Source organism: Collimonas sp. (genome assembly GCF_044339385.1).
GTDB lineage: Bacteria > Pseudomonadota > Gammaproteobacteria > Burkholderiales > Burkholderiaceae_D > Collimonas.
The window spans coordinates 1-17,333 of sequence record NZ_JBIIVN010000040.1 but is presented as its reverse complement, the minus strand read 5'-3'; the positions used below and the strand labels follow the sequence as shown (position 1 = coordinate 17,333).

The 17,333-nt window shown below is 56.2% G+C and carries 14 protein-coding genes and 4 pseudogenes; 13 read left to right on the top strand and 5 right to left on the bottom strand.

Features of this window, described 5'->3' with window-relative positions:
* Positions 1 to 128: 128 nt before the first annotated feature.
* The 4 genes and pseudogenes from ACIQ0R_RS04855 to ACIQ0R_RS04840 all read left to right on the top strand — a co-directional run.
* Positions 129 to 713, top strand: a pseudogene (locus tag ACIQ0R_RS04855) (amino acid ABC transporter permease); the annotation flags it as partial.
* Positions 694 to 1,422: an amino acid ABC transporter ATP-binding protein gene (locus tag ACIQ0R_RS04850; protein WP_395824331.1), complete on the top strand. Its 729-nt coding sequence runs from the start codon at positions 694 to 696 to the stop codon at positions 1,420 to 1,422. The pseudogene ACIQ0R_RS04855 and the gene ACIQ0R_RS04850, both read left to right, overlap by 20 nt.
* An 89-nt stretch (positions 1,423 to 1,511) precedes the next feature.
* The gene (locus tag ACIQ0R_RS04845; RefSeq protein WP_395824328.1) at positions 1,512 to 2,567 is read left to right on the top strand and encodes an adenosine deaminase; all 1,056 of its coding nucleotides are present in this window, start codon (positions 1,512 to 1,514) and stop codon (positions 2,565 to 2,567) included.
* Between the two features lie 314 nt (positions 2,568 to 2,881).
* Positions 2,882 to 3,211: a DUF1488 family protein gene (locus ACIQ0R_RS04840; RefSeq protein WP_395824325.1), complete on the top strand. Its 330-nt coding sequence runs from the start codon at positions 2,882 to 2,884 to the stop codon at positions 3,209 to 3,211.
* Between the two features lie 58 nt (positions 3,212 to 3,269).
* Here ACIQ0R_RS04840 and ACIQ0R_RS04835 read toward each other — a convergent pair whose 3' ends face one another.
* Entirely contained in the window at positions 3,270 to 3,710 is a 441-nt protein-coding gene (locus tag ACIQ0R_RS04835) for a multidrug/biocide efflux PACE transporter (protein ID WP_395824322.1), read from the bottom strand.
* Between the two features lie 105 nt (positions 3,711 to 3,815).
* Between ACIQ0R_RS04835 and ACIQ0R_RS04830 the strand changes: the two genes are divergently transcribed.
* On the top strand, positions 3,816 to 4,676 hold the full coding sequence (locus tag ACIQ0R_RS04830; RefSeq protein WP_395824319.1) for a LysR family transcriptional regulator: 861 nt from the start codon (positions 3,816 to 3,818) through the stop codon (positions 4,674 to 4,676).
* Positions 4,677 to 5,369: 693 nt separating this feature from the next.
* Here the strand turns inward: ACIQ0R_RS04830 and ACIQ0R_RS04825 are convergent.
* Positions 5,370 to 6,422 (bottom strand): oxidoreductase, encoded by a 1,053-nt coding sequence (locus tag ACIQ0R_RS04825; RefSeq protein WP_395824317.1) that lies wholly within the window; start codon positions 6,420 to 6,422, stop codon positions 5,370 to 5,372.
* Between ACIQ0R_RS04825 and ACIQ0R_RS04820 the strand changes: the two genes are divergently transcribed.
* The 3 genes from ACIQ0R_RS04820 (at position 6,421) to ACIQ0R_RS04810 (ending at position 7,833) form a co-directional block, all read left to right on the top strand.
* Positions 6,421 to 6,927 (top strand): hypothetical protein, encoded by a 507-nt coding sequence (locus ACIQ0R_RS04820; RefSeq protein WP_395824314.1) that lies wholly within the window; start codon positions 6,421 to 6,423, stop codon positions 6,925 to 6,927. The two genes, ACIQ0R_RS04825 and ACIQ0R_RS04820, sit on opposite strands and share 2 nt — an antisense overlap.
* A gap of 17 nt (positions 6,928 to 6,944) precedes the next feature.
* Positions 6,945 to 7,097: a hypothetical protein gene (locus ACIQ0R_RS04815; RefSeq protein WP_395824311.1), complete on the top strand. Its 153-nt coding sequence runs from the start codon at positions 6,945 to 6,947 to the stop codon at positions 7,095 to 7,097.
* 517 nt (positions 7,098 to 7,614) lie between these two features.
* Positions 7,615 to 7,833 (top strand): hypothetical protein, encoded by a 219-nt coding sequence (locus ACIQ0R_RS04810; RefSeq protein WP_395824307.1) that lies wholly within the window; start codon positions 7,615 to 7,617, stop codon positions 7,831 to 7,833.
* A 127-nt stretch (positions 7,834 to 7,960) separates the two neighbouring features.
* On the opposite strand, the gene ACIQ0R_RS04805 is transcribed toward ACIQ0R_RS04810, so the two are convergent.
* The 3 genes and pseudogenes from ACIQ0R_RS04805 to ACIQ0R_RS04795 form a co-directional block, all read right to left on the bottom strand.
* Positions 7,961 to 8,209 (bottom strand): hypothetical protein, encoded by a 249-nt coding sequence (locus ACIQ0R_RS04805; RefSeq protein ID WP_395824304.1) that lies wholly within the window; start codon positions 8,207 to 8,209, stop codon positions 7,961 to 7,963.
* 45 nt (positions 8,210 to 8,254) lie between these two features.
* Complete coding sequence (locus tag ACIQ0R_RS04800) at positions 8,255 to 9,031, bottom strand: 4'-phosphopantetheinyl transferase (protein WP_395824301.1); 777 nt, start codon at positions 9,029 to 9,031, stop codon at positions 8,255 to 8,257.
* 667 nt (positions 9,032 to 9,698) lie between these two features.
* Positions 9,699 to 10,010 (bottom strand): annotated as a pseudogene (locus ACIQ0R_RS04795) (sugar ABC transporter permease); the annotation flags it as partial.
* A 406-nt stretch (positions 10,011 to 10,416) separates the two neighbouring features.
* Here ACIQ0R_RS04795 and ACIQ0R_RS04790 point away from each other — a divergent pair.
* The 5 genes and pseudogenes from ACIQ0R_RS04790 to nadB all read left to right on the top strand — a co-directional run.
* Positions 10,417 to 10,687 (top strand): annotated as a pseudogene (locus ACIQ0R_RS04790) (xylose operon transcription regulator XylR); the annotation flags it as partial.
* Positions 10,688 to 10,721: 34 nt separating this feature from the next.
* Positions 10,722 to 11,777: an aldose epimerase family protein gene (locus tag ACIQ0R_RS04785; protein WP_395824298.1), complete on the top strand. Its 1,056-nt coding sequence runs from the start codon at positions 10,722 to 10,724 to the stop codon at positions 11,775 to 11,777.
* Between the two features lie 106 nt (positions 11,778 to 11,883).
* A pseudogene (locus tag ACIQ0R_RS04780) lies at positions 11,884 to 13,570 on the top strand (MFS transporter).
* Positions 13,571 to 13,925: 355 nt separating this feature from the next.
* A complete protein-coding gene (gene purT / locus ACIQ0R_RS04775; protein WP_395824295.1) occupies positions 13,926 to 15,137 on the top strand; it encodes a formate-dependent phosphoribosylglycinamide formyltransferase in 1,212 nt (403 codons plus the stop codon).
* Positions 15,138 to 15,235: 98 nt separating this feature from the next.
* Positions 15,236 to 16,846 carry an L-aspartate oxidase gene (gene nadB / locus ACIQ0R_RS04770; RefSeq protein ID WP_395824292.1) on the top strand — a complete coding sequence of 537 codons (1,611 nt, stop codon included), beginning with the start codon at positions 15,236 to 15,238 and terminating at the stop codon, positions 16,844 to 16,846.
* The last annotated feature ends 487 nt before the right edge of the window (positions 16,847 to 17,333 follow it).

Genomic DNA, 17,333 nt, shown 5'->3' with positions numbered 1-17,333 from the left:
AAAAAAGGAGTGCTTCAACACCAACTGTTTGATAGACTTATCCACAGCTGCTAACTCAAAACGCAGCGACCAGCCCTGGGTCACATTTCGATCAGCAGGCTGGGTCAAGATTCAATTAGCGCCAACAGCTAGCCTCATTTGCATTGGGAGGCCTGCTAGGGCTGGTGGTACTGTTCTTACGAACTTCCAGACAAGCCTGGCTGCGTAACCTTACCAAGATGTACATCGAACTGTTTCAGGGCACGCCGCTGCTGATGCAGTTGTTCCTGGCCTTCTTTGGACTGGCGCTGTTCGGCCTCGAAGTACCAGCCTGGCTGGCCGCCGGACTGGCGCTGACCTGCTGGAGCAGCGCCTATCTGGCCGAGATCTGGCGTGGCTGCGTTGAGGCGATTCCGCGCGGCCAGTGGGAAGCATCGTCATGCCTGGCAATGGGCTATATGCAGCAGATGCGCCATGTGATCCTGCCGCAGGCGCTGCGCATCGCGATTGCGCCGACGGTCGGCTTCAGCGTGCAGATCGTTAAGGGCACTGCGGTTACCTCCATCATCGGCTTCGTCGAACTGTCGAAAGCCGGCACCATGATCACCAGCGCCACGTTCCAGCCGTTCACCGTGTACGCGCTGGTGGCTCTCATGTATTTTGCGCTGTGTTGGCCGCTATCCAAATACAGCCAGTCTCTGGAAAGGAAATTCAATGCCACTCATCGCCATTGATAACGTCAAGAAAAGCTTCGGCGACAACCAGGTGCTGAAAGGCATCCGGCTCGATGTTGAACCCGGCGAAGTCATCGCCATCATCGGCAAAAGCGGCTCCGGCAAAAGTACCCTGCTGCGCTGTATCAACGGTCTGGAGAGCATCGACGAAGGCAACATCAGCGTCGCCGGTTCGCATCTGGGCAAGAGCGAGCTGGAGTTGCGTGCATTGCGGCTGAAGGTCGGCATGATCTTCCAGCAATTCAACCTGTTTCCGCACCTGACGGTTGGCCGCAACGTGATGCTGTCGCCGATGATAGTCAAAGGCACAAGCGAGAGCGAAGCGCGCAAATCAGCCCAGGAAAATCTGGCGCGCGTGGGCTTGGCCGAAAAATTCGATGCCTATCCTGATCAGCTATCCGGCGGCCAGCAGCAACGGGTAGCAATTGCGCGTGCATTGACCATGCAGCCGAAGGCGTTGCTATGCGATGAAATCACCTCAGCGCTGGATCCGGAACTGGTAAACGAAGTGCTGACGGTGGTGCGCGGCCTGGCTGATGAAGGCATGACACTGTTGATGGTCACCCACGAGATGCGCTTTGCGCGTGAAGTATGCGACCGTGTAGTGTTCATGCATCAGGGCAAAGTACATGAAATCGGCCCTCCCGAAGAAATTTTTGCGAATCCGAAAACACCAGAATTGCAACAATTTCTCGGCGCCTCGCATTGATGTATCACTGACGCACACATCGGCAAACAGGGGAGATGCGATTGCAATTCTGTAAAATTGCAGACTGGCGTCAATCAATGGAAGCACACATGAATTCAATCAGCACTACCCCGCCGCTCGCTGCCGATCTGATCTCGTTCATCGAAGGTATGCCGAAGGCGGAGCTACACCTGCATATCGAAGGCACGCTGGAACCGGAACTCCTGTTTGCGCTGGCCCGGCGCAACCATGTCGCCCTGCCCTACGCCTCCGTGGAAGAACTGCGCGCCGCATATGCGTTCACCGATCTGCAATCTTTCCTCGATCTGTACTATGCCGGCGCAGCGGTGCTGCAGACCGAGCAAGATTTCTATGACATGACGACGGCCTACATCGTCCGTGCGCGCGCCGACAATGTTCGTCACGCAGAAATTTTCTTCGACCCGCAAACTCACACCGAACGGGGCATCGGCATCGATGTCGTATTCTCCGGCATCGCCCGGGCGTTGCGGGAAGCACGTGACAAACATGGCTTCAGCAGCGCCATGATCATGTCGTTCCTGCGTCATCTGTCAGAAGAGGATGCATTTGCCACATTGGAACAAGCGTTGCCGCTGCGCGCCGAATATCGTGACCTGTGGATAGGCATCGGCCTCGACTCGGCCGAACGCGGTAACCCGCCAGAAAAATTCGCCCGCGTCTTTGGCCGTTGCGGCGAGCTGGGTTTCCATCTGGTTGCGCATGCCGGCGAAGAAGGCCCGCCGGAATACGTCCGCGATGCGCTGGATGTATTGCACGTGGAACGTATCGACCATGGTGTGCGCAGCGAAGAAGATCCAGCCTTGATGAAACGCCTGGCGGCAAAGCGGATTCCACTAACCATGTGCCCGCTGTCGAATCTGAAACTGTGTGTAGTCGACGACTTGCGCAACCACAACCTGGCGCGCTTACTGCATGCAGGTCTGGCCGTCACGATCAATTCCGATGACCCGGCCTATTTCGGCGGCTACATGAATGCTAATTTTCTGGCAGTGGCTGCCTCGCTGCGCTTAAGCAGAACCGAACTGACGATGCTGGCACAAAACAGTTTTGAGGCGACATTCCTCCCCCCGGCAGTCAAGCAGCAGCTGATGCGGGAACTGGATGCCTACTGCATGGCGCACTAATCTTCAAATCTCATTTTCAATTTCATTGAAGGCTCTTTGCGAAAGCCGCTTCGCCACTTTGGCATGGCGGCTTTTCGCATCAATCAACATGAGCGTGAACAAAAACACCGGAACAAAAAAAGCCCGTGTAACCTGAAGGTCGCGGGCTGAATCCAAACCTAGGAGGTGTTGGAGGAGACAGGCCGAACTATAGCGATCCGCTAGCCGTCTGTATGCTTTATTGTTCGCATACCTGGTATTCGGCATGCGTATAACAAATCTTAAGCCATGCTGAAGCGGTATTATCCTTGCCAGTCGGCGCGTTTCCGGGCACCATGACCTGGCAGCCAGATAAGATTTCCAGCAAGCACCATCTGACTCTGCGTAACCGTATTATCGTGGAGACCATGATGGACAACGTACCTGCCGCACCTCGCTTGACCAACGCCGGCGTCCTGTTTTCGGTGGTGGTCGAATTCCAGCAATACCAGTGCCTGGTGCCGCGCGCCACATTGTCGAATCTGTCGCATTCGACAGACCCGAAACTCGATCTGCTCGGCACCTATCGGGCTTTCCAGAGCAAAATCGAAGGGGTTGCACGGCGTCTGATCGGTGCCGGTATCGTCGGCCAGCCGTTGATCGTCGGTAGCGGCTACTTTCAATAATCCGTAAGTTGGACTGACAGCAGAAAAGCCGCCACAGACTGCGTACGATATCGTCGGCTCAGGTGCTGGACAATCCGCGCCGCTTCAGTATTGCCTCGCGCAATTTGTCGTAGAGCAGATTGAAGACAAAGGTATAGGGTAAGAAAAACAGCAACAGGCCGATGTCGAGAATCAGGGCATCTATCAAGCTCATCTCAAGCCACCAGGCAACCAGCGGCACTACGATCGCCACGAGCCCGGCTTCGAATGCAATTGCATGCACTACCCGCAAGACCATGGTGCGAACCAGCCGCCAATGTCGCTCGGCACGATCGAACAGGGTATTGAAAATCATGTTCCAGATCATCGCTACCAGCGAAATCATCAGGGTAAGCAGCCCCGCGTGCGCCATCGGCACCTTCATCACCCGCGCCAGCGCCGGTGCGGTAATCGCCACCGCCAGCAGCTCAAAAATCAGCGCATGCGCGGCGCGCTCACACCAGCTTTTTTTGGTATCCATATTGACTCCAGTGTTTCTCTTGTATTCGATGACGCTATTTTCTTCGCCTAACCTGATACTATCAAAGTAATAATCATCGGATAAACCGATATATAGGAAGCCGATATGCGCCACTCGCTGGAAAACCTGTTCATGTTCGTCGAGGCCGCCGCCCAAGGCTCGTTTTCGGCGGCCGCACGTAAACTCGGCAAGCAGCAATCCACCGTCAGCGAAGCAATTGCCGACCTGGAGATCGACCTTGGCCTGCCCTTGTTTGATCGCAGCACCCGCCGCCCTACCCTGACCGACCAAGGGCGAGCGATGCTCCTGCAGGCACAGCAGGTGATCGAAGCCAGCGACCGCCTTGAGCGCTCGGCACACCGCCTGGCAGGAGGACTGGAACCGCAACTGACGCTGGTGCTGTCGGACACTTACCAGTCGGACCGTTTCGAACTGATACTCACCAGCTTTGAGCAGCGTTACCCAGAGCTGGAGCTGGAGTGCATGATTGCGGAGCGCAACGACGTTGTCTCTCTGGTGCAGGAGGGGCGCGCCAACCTTGGGCTGGTTGCCGCCCAGCCCGATTATCCACCTGATATCGGCTTCGAATCAGTGCCCGACCAATCTGCCATCGGCTTGTATGTCGGTAAGCAACACCCTTTGGCCCAGGCCAGGCAAATCACCAGCGAGATGCTGCACAGCACCCGCGAACTACGCCTGAGTACCTATGCCGACGATGCCGTGCGACGTCGCAGTGGTAAATGCTGGACCGCATCGAGTTACCTGCTGTTGCTGGAAATGACGGAACTTGGCTTCGGCTGGGCGGAGCTGCCGCATTGGCTGGCGAAACGCTTTGCTGCCAACAGCTTGCTGGAACTGCATGTAGGAGGCTGGCCGAAAAACATACAGGTCGATGCCGTCTGGTCGCGGCGGCGCGGACTAGGGCCAGCCGGCAGCTGGCTGCTCGATACCTTGATGGCGCGTTAAAGCCGCAGATCCACCGAAATACACAAAGCACGCTATGCGTAAGGGAGCGGAAAATTCAGGAGCGGAAAATTAAGACGTGGGCTAAATCGAAACGATAGAGGGCCGCTAGCTGCGCCGTGGCTAATGCCAGGACATGGTGCGCTGCGGCACAGCAGAAACGCAGCAGAAACAAAAAAACCTGCAAGCGAAAGGCTGGCAGGTTTTTATATTCAGTCCAAAGCATCAATACAGGAGCAGATTCCCGTAACCCAGTCCTATCTGGAAAGTGGCTACGCGTGCTACGAATCTACTCTTGTATTGATGTTCGTTTAAAGCAACTTCTTAACGACTGGATTGACTATACGCCGGACATAACTGCAAAGCAAGTCATTTCATTAATATTGTCGCACAACAACTTTGCTAGCACGTGTTTAGTACGTATTTAGTCAGTATCTGGTATTTATCCGGCCGGTATTTGGCCGGTACCAGCCAATTCTCTCAATACCAGCGTGAGTTGTTAATTGCAAAAAAAAGCCCGCTAAACCTTACGGAGCGGGCTTAAATCCAAACCTTGAGAGGTGTTGGAGGAGACGGAGCAGACTATATACGGACAGCCTGTGATTGCCCACTTTATTTGAAAGATATCAGTTATTCATATCAATGATGACGTGATCATCGTCATATTCATTTTGATGATTGGATTGCGGCCCGATATTAACCAACGAAAACCTCCAATCGACGCCCCTCAACCGCACTCCGACGCGCCAACTCAATCATCTCTAATACGGTTACAGCATCATCTGCGCTGACGGGAGCAGGCAAACCATCCTGAATAGATGCCGCTAGCATCTGATAAAACTGCTGGTATGCGCCATCCCGGGTTTCAAGCTCGCCGCGCAGATCAAGCCCGCCGCCAACTTGACGGATTAGTCCTGGCAAATTTTTCCCCCATCCCTGTTGCCCAGGACGCAAGCCGGCCTTAAGTTGATCTTCCTGCACATCGAGTCCGACCTTGACATAGCTTCCTCGGGTACCGTGCAGCGTAAAACGCGGGGCCTCTAGTGCACTTAGCGCGCTTGCGTGGAGTACCACCTGCTTGTCGGCGTAACCAAGTTGCAGGTGAACATAATCGTCAGCTTGCGCGCCATCGCGATAGGCGCTGACCGTTGCATTGACGCTGTGAGGAACGCCAAACAACTCAAGCGCCTGATCAATCAGATGGGGCCCAAGGTCATATAACAAACCGCCTCCGCTAGCGGCGCTTTCACGCCAGCGCTGCCGCACTTCAGGACGGAAGCGGTCAAAATGCGACTCGAAATGCGTGATGCGGCCAAGCCGGCCGTCAGCCTGTAGGGCTTGCACAGTAAGGAAATCACCATCCCAGCGACGGTTATGAAACGGCACCAGCAGCAACTTGCGCTGGCTTGCAATGCCGGCCAGGGTGCGTGCATCGGATGCCGTCAGCGTAATCGGCTTATCGACGACGACATGCTTGCCGGCCTCTAGCACACGCTTAGCGAGCGCGAAATGCGTGTCGTTCGGCGTTGCGATGACCACGCAATCGATACCCGGATCGGCCAGCATCGGGGCAAGATCGGTATAGATCCGCGCTGTCGGCCAGTCGCCGGCGGCGAGCTCGGCCTGGCTGCTGACAATCGCACTGACTGCTGTGCGTCCGGAATGGCCGATCAACGGCGCATGAAAAGTTGCACCGGCAAAGCCGTAACCGACCAGGCCAACCTGCAATAAAGGACTCGTTTTTTCCATGGATCGCTTCGTAGGTTGTTGGGTGTCAATTGTGCTGTCAATTTTCACTTCTCATAAAGTTACCCACAGAAACTGTGGACAGTCCTGTGGACAACCATCAACAAAATCAACCAAGCCTTTGATTCATATGCGTTTTTATATACTGCCCACGGTTAATACCCGGCACCCAGCTGAATCAGGCGGCCGAAGCATCGATATCGGCCAGCGATTCCTGCCCTTTATCGGTAATATCGAAGCCGTCGCCGCCGACTCTCGGGCTGATGTGACCTTTCTTTCCGAGAAACAAGGCAACATCGGCTGCCAACTTCGTACCCGGGTCATTCGCCACGGCACGCAAGCCCTCGATGCAAGCCCTGATGAACAGCGTCTACCTGCCCTTATCGGTCAGCGTCAACGTGCCGTCCCGTTCATGTGCGATGTATTTCAGGTCAATCAGGCGCTTGCTGTTACGCGCAACACAAGCGCTAACCCTGCCGCGCTGCGGCGAGTTGCCGATTTGCCCTAAAGCGTCGAACTCATCTCTTGTCAACACATCGTTCATTACTGCGTCCTCTGAAAAATATTGCCATATCGGCGTCGGCCACCATGGTACGCGCCGCCGCCAATCGCGGCAAGGCGGACCATACCCGGCGCGCCCACGGCAGCATTTTTGCGATGCAATTCAATGCCAATTAATCAATGCTATTTGACTATTGTCGCAATTTGAAATTATCAATATGCCCGCTCCCCCTATAAACCCGATAACGTACAGCCGTTTGCACATCCAACAATAAAACACACAGGAGAGAATATGGGTACTAGCAGATCGTTTTCGTTAACACGTTTTACAGCGCTTGGGTTAGGTGCATTGTTCGCGGCCAACGTCGTCGCACAACGACTTATTCGGGATAATGGTTCGCCCATCGGCGACAATCAAATATGAGAACTAAAGTCCGGCTTGCTGGCGGCGCAGAACTCAATCGCGGATTGACCGACTTCGTAGCTGACAAAATTCGAGTCCATGCAGATTTTGCAAGTCCACCTCAAGGAGCCGCCCCTCCAGGCACATGATCGAAAAGACCGCCATCGCAATAAATGCGATACTCATGGCAGGCGTGCGAGCACCAAACGCCGGGCGCCTCTTCCGTCGAGTGCACCATCAATATGGTATCGTTACCGTCGGCATCCCAACATCAAACATCAGGAGACTTATATGGACTTGATAGAAAAATTCGATGCGAAAGATAAATCAGGAAATGGCTATCATGTCGAGGGCTATGAAAGCCCGATTGAAATTGCCGCAGCCGGCGGCGCCATCAGCTCCATGCAGGGGCCGCGTATTTACCGCTTGACGGATGGGCGGGCATTGACCCAAATTTCTGATGGAAAATTTATCATTGTCCAGACCGGCGACAAGATTTATCGGATATAAATCCTAGCGATCCGCAACACAAAAAGCCTGTTCCCATCGGGATCCAGGCTTTTCGCTCAAATCACTGAAATATTCAAATATTTGAATCATCAATATGCTGTGCGCCGTGTTTGCACAGCAATGCAACTCAAGCCCGTCCGCCCTGGCGCAACGTTCTGATCAACAGATCGGTCATCATGTTGCCGTCGAATTCGCGCAAGCCTCGCTGATAGACCAAAGCGCCTACCGCTATTAAACGGTAAAGCTCTGCTTCTGTGAGCTTGTAAGATAATTTTGCAATCTCATTAGCAAACATCTGCACAATCTCGTCGTCACTGGCTAGCGGCACCTGGCAACTGGCTCGGCCCCACATCTCGATGATTTTCGATGCTTTCATAAACACCTCCCGAGCATTTCAGTATAGATACCAGTCAACAAATATCTAGTCGGGCGGGTGCATTTTTGCGCTATCGTCAATGACGCCGGAGGCGGTGGTGGGCACAGTATCGGCTGGCGCCAACAGACATAGTGTCACAATATTATTGTCAAAGTAGCTCACCTGAATCGTATAGCGGCTTCCGGCGATGCACTGCGGCGAGAGTGTCGTCAGCAACCGCAAGGTAAGACCGTCTTGCGCCGGTTGCAGCGCGCAAACCTCGGCATCAAGGAAATCAAAATATTGACCGACGCGCGGATAGAGCGCTTTGAAAAGGCTTTCCTTGGCCGAGAAAACCAAGGTCAGCCAGCGCTCAACAGACATGCCTGTGGCGGCGCCTATTGCCTGCTCGGCCGTCGACATCAGGTACGGCACCAGTGGCTGCGCTGCGTCGTGATCGAGGCAGCGTTCGATATCGATACCGATACCGCCCCAATCGCGGCTGGCCGCTGCCACAGCGAGTGCATGGCCGTCGCCGTGGCTGATTGATCCGACGAAACCATCGGGCCAGACCGGGGCGCGGTGATGGCCGATCGGCAAGGTTTCCAGCCCCGCGTAACCAAGCCCCTGTAATGCATGTCTTGCGCAATATCTGCCAGCCGCGAACTCTACTTTGCGCTTCAAGACTGCGTTTGCCAACGTAGCCGGCAACGCGATGCCCCCCTGTTCCAGCAAAGCTAGTTGCGCGGCACTGACGCTATAACGCAAGCATGACTGGCGAATGGATGCCGGCACATCTGGCACTGCTAGCGAGGAAATAATGTGTGCGGCAGAGATCGGCATATTCAGCTTGATGGATGGAAGGCGCCAAACAAGTCGCGCGAACCAACATCTGTTCCTTGCGGCCATTTCAGGTCACGATTATAGCGCTCACGTTATTGCCCGAGCGAGAGTATCTTATGATGCATAAAACGATAAACCCGCACACCTTTCGGTTGCGGGTTTATCAGCCAACATGAATTGGTGCCGGTAATCGAGGCTACCGGCTAGCCTGTCAATGCGCTGACCACTCACGGACCGGCCGCTTCCGTGCTGGTCGCAGCTGAATCGAGTGCGCTATAAATTGACCCTGTGGATGCTACACGGGGAACATGACAATAGCATGACCTGCTCATGAAGATTGGCAAAGCGACATTCTCAGCATATTCCGTCTGCAACTCAAAAAAACCCGCAAACCTTGCGGTTGCGGGCCAAGTCAAAACTCGGGGAGAGTTATAGGAGACAGGGAGATTTTAGCTTTTGGGAAAACTCTGTATAGCTGCGAGAAATAACAGGGAACCGGGAATAGCGCTATTTGATCTCTTCAGCAGGAGCAGTCGGCGGCAAGAGCCGGGACGATGGAGGCGTCGAGTGCGGACCAACTCACCGCGCACCGAGAACGCCTCGAGCGACGCACAATTAACGGGGTTAGCGCCTTTGACTGTATGGCATCGTCATCTACAAGTTAGCCTTATTGACGGCTGCCGCGCGTGCTGACATCGACCCATACCGCCAACATCAGGATGCTTCCCTGACAATCATCTGCCATTAAGTGTCGGCATCTAGCATCGACATGCCGTTATCCAGACCGGCCTTCACCAGCGCGCCGATCAAGGCGCTGTAAACCGTTCCCTAACCGCCGCGCATCGAGGTGCCAGCGATAAAACAGGCGGCAATCGCATCCAGTTCGCCCATATTTCCGGCCGACGGCCCAGCATTCGCCAGGCGCTGCGTCGACAGATATCCCTGGCACGGCGCACAGGATCTTCATTAGCGTCGCGATTATTTTCCGGAGATCTGCGCTTGGGTATGACTGGCACATTAAGGTGCAACATCGGTGGGGCAACATCGGTATCGCGGAAGGTGTAATTGCCAGCATCCGGCCACACAACAAAACAATGACGCAATCCACCAACGCCGATAGCGATTCTGTCTATTGCACCTGCACACAAGAAGATTTGGACTGACACAGAGAACCGAGGCTGGGTACAATCATCGGACCGAGTAGCCGCTGTCATGGCTGCAATAAAAATATCGCAAAAAACAATCCAATTCCAGCACCTGCTGTGAGGAGACCGCTGTTGAAAAAAACTGCCGACCGCGCATCGCATCGCCTTGCTGTCAAACGCCAACAACATCTGTGCTCGCGGCATCCTTACAGGCATCGCCATCTATCTGAGCAGCACCCGAGCATCCTGGGATCAAACCAGCACGAACCGGCTAGCCATCCGCACGTCATGCGGGCGCTGCATTCCCTCTGCCCGTATGCCTGCCAGGGCATCAAGACCGAACAGGTGGCAGACGATGTCGGCGTCTCACGCTCGTCGCTGGAATCGTACTTCCGGCCAGTACATGCAAGCGGTATTCAAGCGCGAACTGCGTTGCAAGCCGGGCGAATATCAAGAACGCGCCGCAGGTTCGTCTATCGACGCGACCCAGGCCGAGGTGCTATCACGATGATCAACCGATCGGCCACTCTCTCCTCTTTTTAGCCATGACCCAATTTCCCATTAGCAGCAAGCAGGCCGACAACGGCGACACTTTATACACGTTGCAGAATGCGCAAGATATGCGCGTGACCATCAGTAATCGCGGCGCCACGCTGATCTCGTGGTTCGCACCGGACCGCTACGGCCGTATGGCCGATATTCTGCTCGACTATGCCGATGTTGATGCCTATGTCGGCAACAAGGCGTACTTCGGCGCACTGGTCGGACGCTGGGCCAACCGGATTGCCGGCGGCCGCTTCGCCCTTGACGGCACCGATTACGTGGTCGACCGCAATGAAGGCGGCAACCATTTGCACGGCGGCGATAGCGGCTTTCACCTGGCGCGCTGGCAGGCCCGCCCAGAGAGCGATGGCTTGCGGCTGACGCTGATGTCGGCCGACGGTGAAGCCGGGTTCCCCGGCAACCTTCAGGTTGAAGTTCTGTACCGGTTGGACGACCAGGGCTGCCTGTCAATCGACTATCAGGCGATCACTGATGCACCGACGCCAGTCAACCTGACTTCCCATGCCTATTTCAATCTGAATGGCGGCAGCAGCGACATCGGCGACCATCTGCTGATGATCGATGCCGATCATTTCCTGAAAATCGACCAGCAACTGATTCCTGTTGGCGCTGCCGAAGTCGCCGGCAGCGCCTTTGATTTTCGCCGGCCGGTACCGATTGGCCCGCGCCTGTCGTGGCCGGATGCGCAGATTGCACTGGCTGGCGGTTTCGATCACTGTTATTGCCTGAATTGGAAACAGGGCGAACAGGGCGAACAGCGCACCAGCTTGCGCCAGGTGGCCAGCGTCTACGACCCTGGCTCGGGACGTGAATTGAAGGTTGCCACCACGGAAGCCGGCTTGCAGTTCTATAGCGGCAACTTCCTGAATGGGGCAAAGGGGGGCGCTGCCAAGCCTTACGCGACCCATGACGGTTTTTGCCTTGAAGCGCAAGCCTTCCCCAACCAGGTCAATGGCGCCGATGCCGAGGCGGTCATCCTGCGTCCAGGCCGGGTCTATCGGCAAACCACCGCCTATCACTTGAGCGTACGGCGCTGAGCCGCCTTTACGTAAGCTTCCCGTAAGTTTCAAGCAAGTCTTGCGTAAGGTTTCAATTGCACACTCCGGATTAGCTGCACAAATATAAACAATATAGGAGACGGGCATGGCCACACTACAACCGACCGCAGGCGGACTTAAGCCGGCCGCACGCGGTATCACGCCAGAGGAACGTAAAGTCATTTTTGCGTCATCGCTCGGCACCGTGTTTGAATGGTACGACTTTTACCTGTACGGCTCGCTGGCGGCAATTATCGCCAAGCAGTTCTTTTCCGGCACGGACCCGAATACCGGCTTCATTTTTGCGCTGCTGGCATTCGCGGTGGGCTTTATCGTGCGGCCGTTCGGCGCACTGGTGTTCGGTCGCCTGGGCGACATGATCGGCCGCAAATTCACCTTCCTGGTGACCATCCTGATCATGGGGGGGCTCCACCTTCATCGTCGGCATCCTGCCGAATTACGCCACCATCGGCATTACCGCGCCGATCATTCTGATTGTGCTGCGCATTCTGCAAGGTTTGGCGCTGGGCGGCGAATACGGCGGCGCGGCGACATAGGTCGCCGAACACGCTTCGGACGACAAGCGCGGGGCGTTCACTTCGTGGATCCAAACCACCGCGACCATGGGATTATTCCTGTCGCTGCTGGTGATTCTGGGTGTTCGTAGCACAGTCGGCGAAGAGGCTTTTGCGGTATGGGGCTGGCGTATTCCGTTTCTGGTCTCGGTGATCCTACTGGCGGTGTCGGTGTGGATTCGCTTGTCGATGAATGAATCGCCCGCGTTCGCCAAGATGAAGGCCGAAGGCAAGACTTCCAAGGCGCCGCTGACCGAAGCTTTCGGCCAATGGAAAAACCTGAAACTGGTGATCCTGGCGCTGATCGGCCTGACCGCCGGCCAGGCTGTGGTGTGGTACACCGGCCAGTTCTACGCGCTGTTCTTTCTGACGCAGTCGCTCAAGGTCGATATGTCGACCGCCAACATCCTGATCGCCCTGGCGCTGCTGCTGGGAACCCCGTTCTTCGTGATCTTCGGCTCGCTGTCGGACAAGATCGGCCGTAAGCCGATCATCATGGCCGGTTGCCTGATTGCGGCACTGACTTACTTCCCGATCTTTTCCGGCCTGACCCACTACGCCAATCCGGCGCTGGAAGCGGCACTGAAAAGCGCTCCGGTGATCGTCACTGCCGATCCGGCTGCCTGCCAGTTCCAGTTCAATCCGACCGGCACCAAGAAATTCACCTCGTCCTGCGATATCGCCAAGGCCAAGCTGTCGGCCGCTTCGGTAGACTATGAAAATGTCGCTGGCGCACCGGGCTCGGCTGCCACCATCAAGATCGGCGACAAGGTCCTGACCTCGTACGACGCCAGCGGCCTGTCCAAAGAAGAAGCCGCTGCCAAGGACAAGGCCTTCTCGGCTGAATTGGCGGCAGACATCAAGAGCGCCGGCTATCCGACCAAGGCCGATCCAGATCAGATGAACAAGCCAATGGTATTGCTGCTGCTGTTCATTCTGGTGCTGTACGTGACCATGGTGTACGGCCCGATTGCTGCGATGCTGGTAGAAATGTTCCCGACCCGCATCCGCTACACCTCGATGTCGATGCCTTACCATATCGGTAATGGCTGGTTCGGCGGCTTGCTGCCGACCACAGCGTTTGCGCTGGTGGCGTTAAAGGGCGATATCTACTACGGTCTGTGGTATCCGATTGTGATTGCAGCCGCCACTTTTGTGATCGGCATGCTGTTCGTCAAGGAAACCAAGGACTACGATATCTACCAAGCCGAGCGCTAATGAAATAAATGGCATATCCTTACGGCTGTGCCTGCGCTGCGAGACAAGCCGCCAGATGGTTCTGGCGGCTTTTTTTATGATTTCGGCGCAGATGCGCAGCGTGACGACATTGCTGTCAGCAGGGTCGTGCTGAGGCGATGTCGTCATGGCAGGGCTTGACAGGATTTTCGCGGCCTCTGTCCATGATTCACATTATTTGGTATTGTCCGCCACTGGCTGCGACTGACGGCGGCTGGCTGCATAGCAAATTCGCAACTAACAAAATGGCATCGACCCTTACTTACGGCCACTGCCGTCATCCATATCACCCATTAACGATATGGCGACGCATCCATCGTCGCCACCATTTTCCATTATGAAGACACCAATCAGACTCGGTACCCCGCCCTCTCCTTCCGCCACGAAAGTTATGCTGCTAGGCTCCGGCGAACTCGGCAAGGAAGTGATTATTTCGTTGCAACGGCTTGGCGTCGAAGTGATTGCCGTCGACCGTTATCCGAATGCGCCGGGCCATCAGGTCGCGCATCGTTCGCACGTCATCAACATGGCCGATGGCGCTGCACTGGAGGCGCTGATCGCGCAAGAGAAACCGGACCTGGTGGTGCCGGAAATCGAAGCCATCGCTACTGAAACGCTGGTGGCCCTGGAAGCCGCCGGCAAGGTCACCGTGATTTCAACCGCGCGCGCCGCCTGGCTGACCATGAACCGCGAAGGCATCCGGCGTCTGGCGGGCGAAACGCTGGCGCTGGCAACATCGCCTTACCGTTTTGCCAACAACCTGGCAGAACTAAAAGCTGCTTGCGCTGAAATCGGCTTTCCTTGCGTCATCAAACCAGTTATGTCGTCCTCCGGCAAAGGCCAGTCGAAAATCGACAGCGCCGACCAAGTGGAAGCCGCCTGGGCCTACGCTGCTGCTGGCGGACGGGTCGATTCGGGACGGGTCATCGTTGAGGGCTTTATCGATTTCGATTATGAAATCACCCTGTTGACAGTGCGTGCGCTAGAGCAGGACGGCAGCATCGCCACCCATTTCTGCAAACCGATCGGCCACCTCCAGGTGCAGGGCGACTATGTCGAGTCCTGGCAACCGCATCCGATGCATCCAGATGCATTGTTGAAAGCGCGCGATATCGCAAAAAAGGTGACCGACAACCTCGGCGGCCTGGGCTTGTTCGGCGTTGAATTGTTCGTCAAGCACGACATGGTCTGGTTTTCCGAAGTCAGTCCACGGCCGCATGACACCGGCATGGTGACCATGGCCAGCCAACAACAAAGCGAGTTCGAATTGCATGCCAAGGCGATCCTCGGCCTGCCGGTCAATGTCGCATTGCGCAGCCCGGCAGCATCGGCAGTCATCTATGGCCAGCACGATGCCAAGGGGATTGCATTTGAAGGCGTGGCCGATGCGATGCGCAGGCCGGGCGTCGATATTCGCCTGTTCGGCAAGCTAGAGTCGTTTGCGCGCCGCCGCATGGGGGTGGCACTGGCCAGCGCCGATGATGTCGAGACCGCTCGCACGCGGGCGAAAGAAGCCGCTGCCAAGGTCAAACCGGTGGTCGCAGGCTAATCGGCTGGCAATAAAGTAGCATCGCAGTAAATGAATGAATGAATGAGACATCGCCCCGCACGGGGCGATCCGATGAGAAAAACAACCAACCACTTGCCATGAAATTCGATGTCGCCATTATCGGTAGCGGACTAGCCGGTCTGTCAGTCGCACTGCACCTTGCGGAAAACCACAAGGTCGCGGTGATTTCCAAACGCGCGCTGCTCGACGGCGCCAGCAACTGGGCGCAAGGGGGGATTGCCGCCGTGCTCGATTCCGGCGACAGCCACCAGCAGCACATTGACGACACACTGGTCGCCGGGGCTGGACTGTGCGATGAAAGCGCGACCCGCTTCATCGTCGAGAACGGCCGCGCCGCGATCGAATGGCTGATCGCGCAAGGCGTGCCGTTTACGCCCGATGCCAGCGCCGAACTCGGCTTCCATCTGACCCGCGAGGGCGGCCACAGCCAGCGCCGCATCATCCATGCTGCCGACGCCACCGGCCATGCGGTGCAGGTCACGCTGGAACAGAAAGTGCGCGCCCATCCGAATATCACGCTGCTCGAAGATCATTACGCAATTGACCTGATTACCTCCAGGAAGGTCGCCACCGGCGCCACCGGCAAGAGCGAACCGCGCTGCCTGGGTCTGTATGCCAAGAACGTCAAGACCGGAAAAGTGCTGACCCTGGCGGCCGATCATACGGTGCTGGCCACCGGCGGTGCCGGTAAGGTCTATCTCTATACCACCAACCCGGACAGCGCCACCGGCGACGGCATCGCCATGGCCTGGCGAGCCGGCTGCCGTATCGCCAACATGGAATTCATCCAGTTCCATCCGACCTGCCTGTACCACCCGTATGCCAAATCCCTCCTGATCACCGAAGCAATCCGCGGCGAAGGCGGCGTGCTCAAATTGCCGGATAGCGAAGGCGCCGATGCTGGCATGCGCTTCATGCCAGCCCACGATGCACGCGCCGAACTGGCGCCGCGCGACGTAGTCGCTCGCGCCATCGACTTCGAGATGAAGAAACGCGGCCTGGATCATGTCGATCTCGACATTACCCACAAATCGCCGGAATTTCTCAAAGAACATTTCCCAACCATCTATGCGCGTTGTCTGGAACTCGGTATCGACATCACCAAGCAAGCCATTCCGGTGGTGCCGGCGGTCCACTTCACCTGCGGCGGCATCGTCACGGATCTGAACGGCCGCACCGACCTGCCCGGTTTGTACGCAGCCGGCGAAACCGCCTACACCGGCCTGCACGGCGCCAATCGCCTGGCCAGTAACTCACTGCTGGAATGCGTGGTGATCGGCCGTGCTGCCGCCAGCTATATCGAGCAGCAAGAGAAACCCAAAGCCGTCTCGCTGCCCGCCTGGGATGAAAGCCGGGTGACCAACGCCGATGAGGAAGTGGTAATTTCCCACAACTGGGACGAACTGCGTCGCTTCATGTGGAACTACGTCGGCATTGTCCGCACCAACAAGCGCCTGGAACGCGCACAGCACCGCATCCGCCTGCTCAAGGAAGAGATCGATGAGTACTACGCCCACTTCCGCATCAGTCGTGATTTGCTGGAGCTGCGCAATCTGGTGCAGGTGGCCTCGCTGATCGTCGAAAGCGCGCTGTCGCGCCATGAAAGTCGCGGCTTGCATTACAGCCAGGACTATCCAGAAACCCTGGTCAAGGCGCTGCCAACCGTGCTGACGCCGCAGCGCAGATAATTCAGGCTACCTATCGCTGCTGATATTACTGCTGATATTACTGCTGATATTGCTGCTGATATTGCTGCTGATATTGCTGCTGATATTGCTGCTGATATTGCTGCTGATATTACTGCGCTCATTACTTCACTTACTACCTCACTTGCCATCTCAGGCATCACACCACGCCGGGGCACTGTCTCCGGCGTGTAAGCCCCGCAAACACCGTCTGACTTCCATTGCGGCGTCGGCACAAGTCATTCCATCCTATTGCCTAAAGTAAGCATTCTTATCGCGCATCTTCCAGCGATTGAGTTGCCGGGGCCAATGAGAGCATTCAACATGATGGGGAAATCCCATGTTTTTGTGCTTTCTGCTGTGACCGTGTTGGCGCTGATTGAATCTTGACCCAGCCTGCTGATCGAAATGTGACCCAGGGCTGGTCGCTGCGTTTTGAGTTAGCAGCTGTGGATAAGTCTATCAAACAGTTGGTGTTGAAGCACTCCTT

Coding starts and splice junctions, on each gene's coding strand:
- ACIQ0R_RS04825 (WP_395824317.1), bottom strand. CDS start 6,422: ATGGAAAAAACGAGTCCTTTATTGCAGGTTGGCCTGGTCGGTTACGGC.
- ACIQ0R_RS04820 (WP_395824314.1), top strand. CDS start 6,421: ATGGATCGCTTCGTAGGTTGTTGGGTGTCAATTGTGCTGTCAATTTTC.
- ACIQ0R_RS04805 (WP_395824304.1), bottom strand. CDS start 8,209: ATGAAAGCATCGAAAATCATCGAGATGTGGGGCCGAGCCAGTTGCCAG.
- ACIQ0R_RS04845 (WP_395824328.1), top strand. CDS start 1,512: ATGAATTCAATCAGCACTACCCCGCCGCTCGCTGCCGATCTGATCTCG.
- ACIQ0R_RS04850 (WP_395824331.1), top strand. CDS start 694: ATGCCACTCATCGCCATTGATAACGTCAAGAAAAGCTTCGGCGACAAC.
- ACIQ0R_RS04800 (WP_395824301.1), bottom strand. CDS start 9,031: ATGCCGATCTCTGCCGCACACATTATTTCCTCGCTAGCAGTGCCAGAT.
- ACIQ0R_RS04830 (WP_395824319.1), top strand. CDS start 3,816: ATGCGCCACTCGCTGGAAAACCTGTTCATGTTCGTCGAGGCCGCCGCC.
- purT (WP_395824295.1), top strand. CDS start 13,926: ATGAAGACACCAATCAGACTCGGTACCCCGCCCTCTCCTTCCGCCACG.
- ACIQ0R_RS04785 (WP_395824298.1), top strand. CDS start 10,722: ATGACCCAATTTCCCATTAGCAGCAAGCAGGCCGACAACGGCGACACT.
- ACIQ0R_RS04840 (WP_395824325.1), top strand. CDS start 2,882: ATGACCTGGCAGCCAGATAAGATTTCCAGCAAGCACCATCTGACTCTG.
- nadB (WP_395824292.1), top strand. CDS start 15,236: ATGAAATTCGATGTCGCCATTATCGGTAGCGGACTAGCCGGTCTGTCA.
- ACIQ0R_RS04835 (WP_395824322.1), bottom strand. CDS start 3,710: ATGGATACCAAAAAAAGCTGGTGTGAGCGCGCCGCGCATGCGCTGATT.
- ACIQ0R_RS04810 (WP_395824307.1), top strand. CDS start 7,615: ATGGACTTGATAGAAAAATTCGATGCGAAAGATAAATCAGGAAATGGC.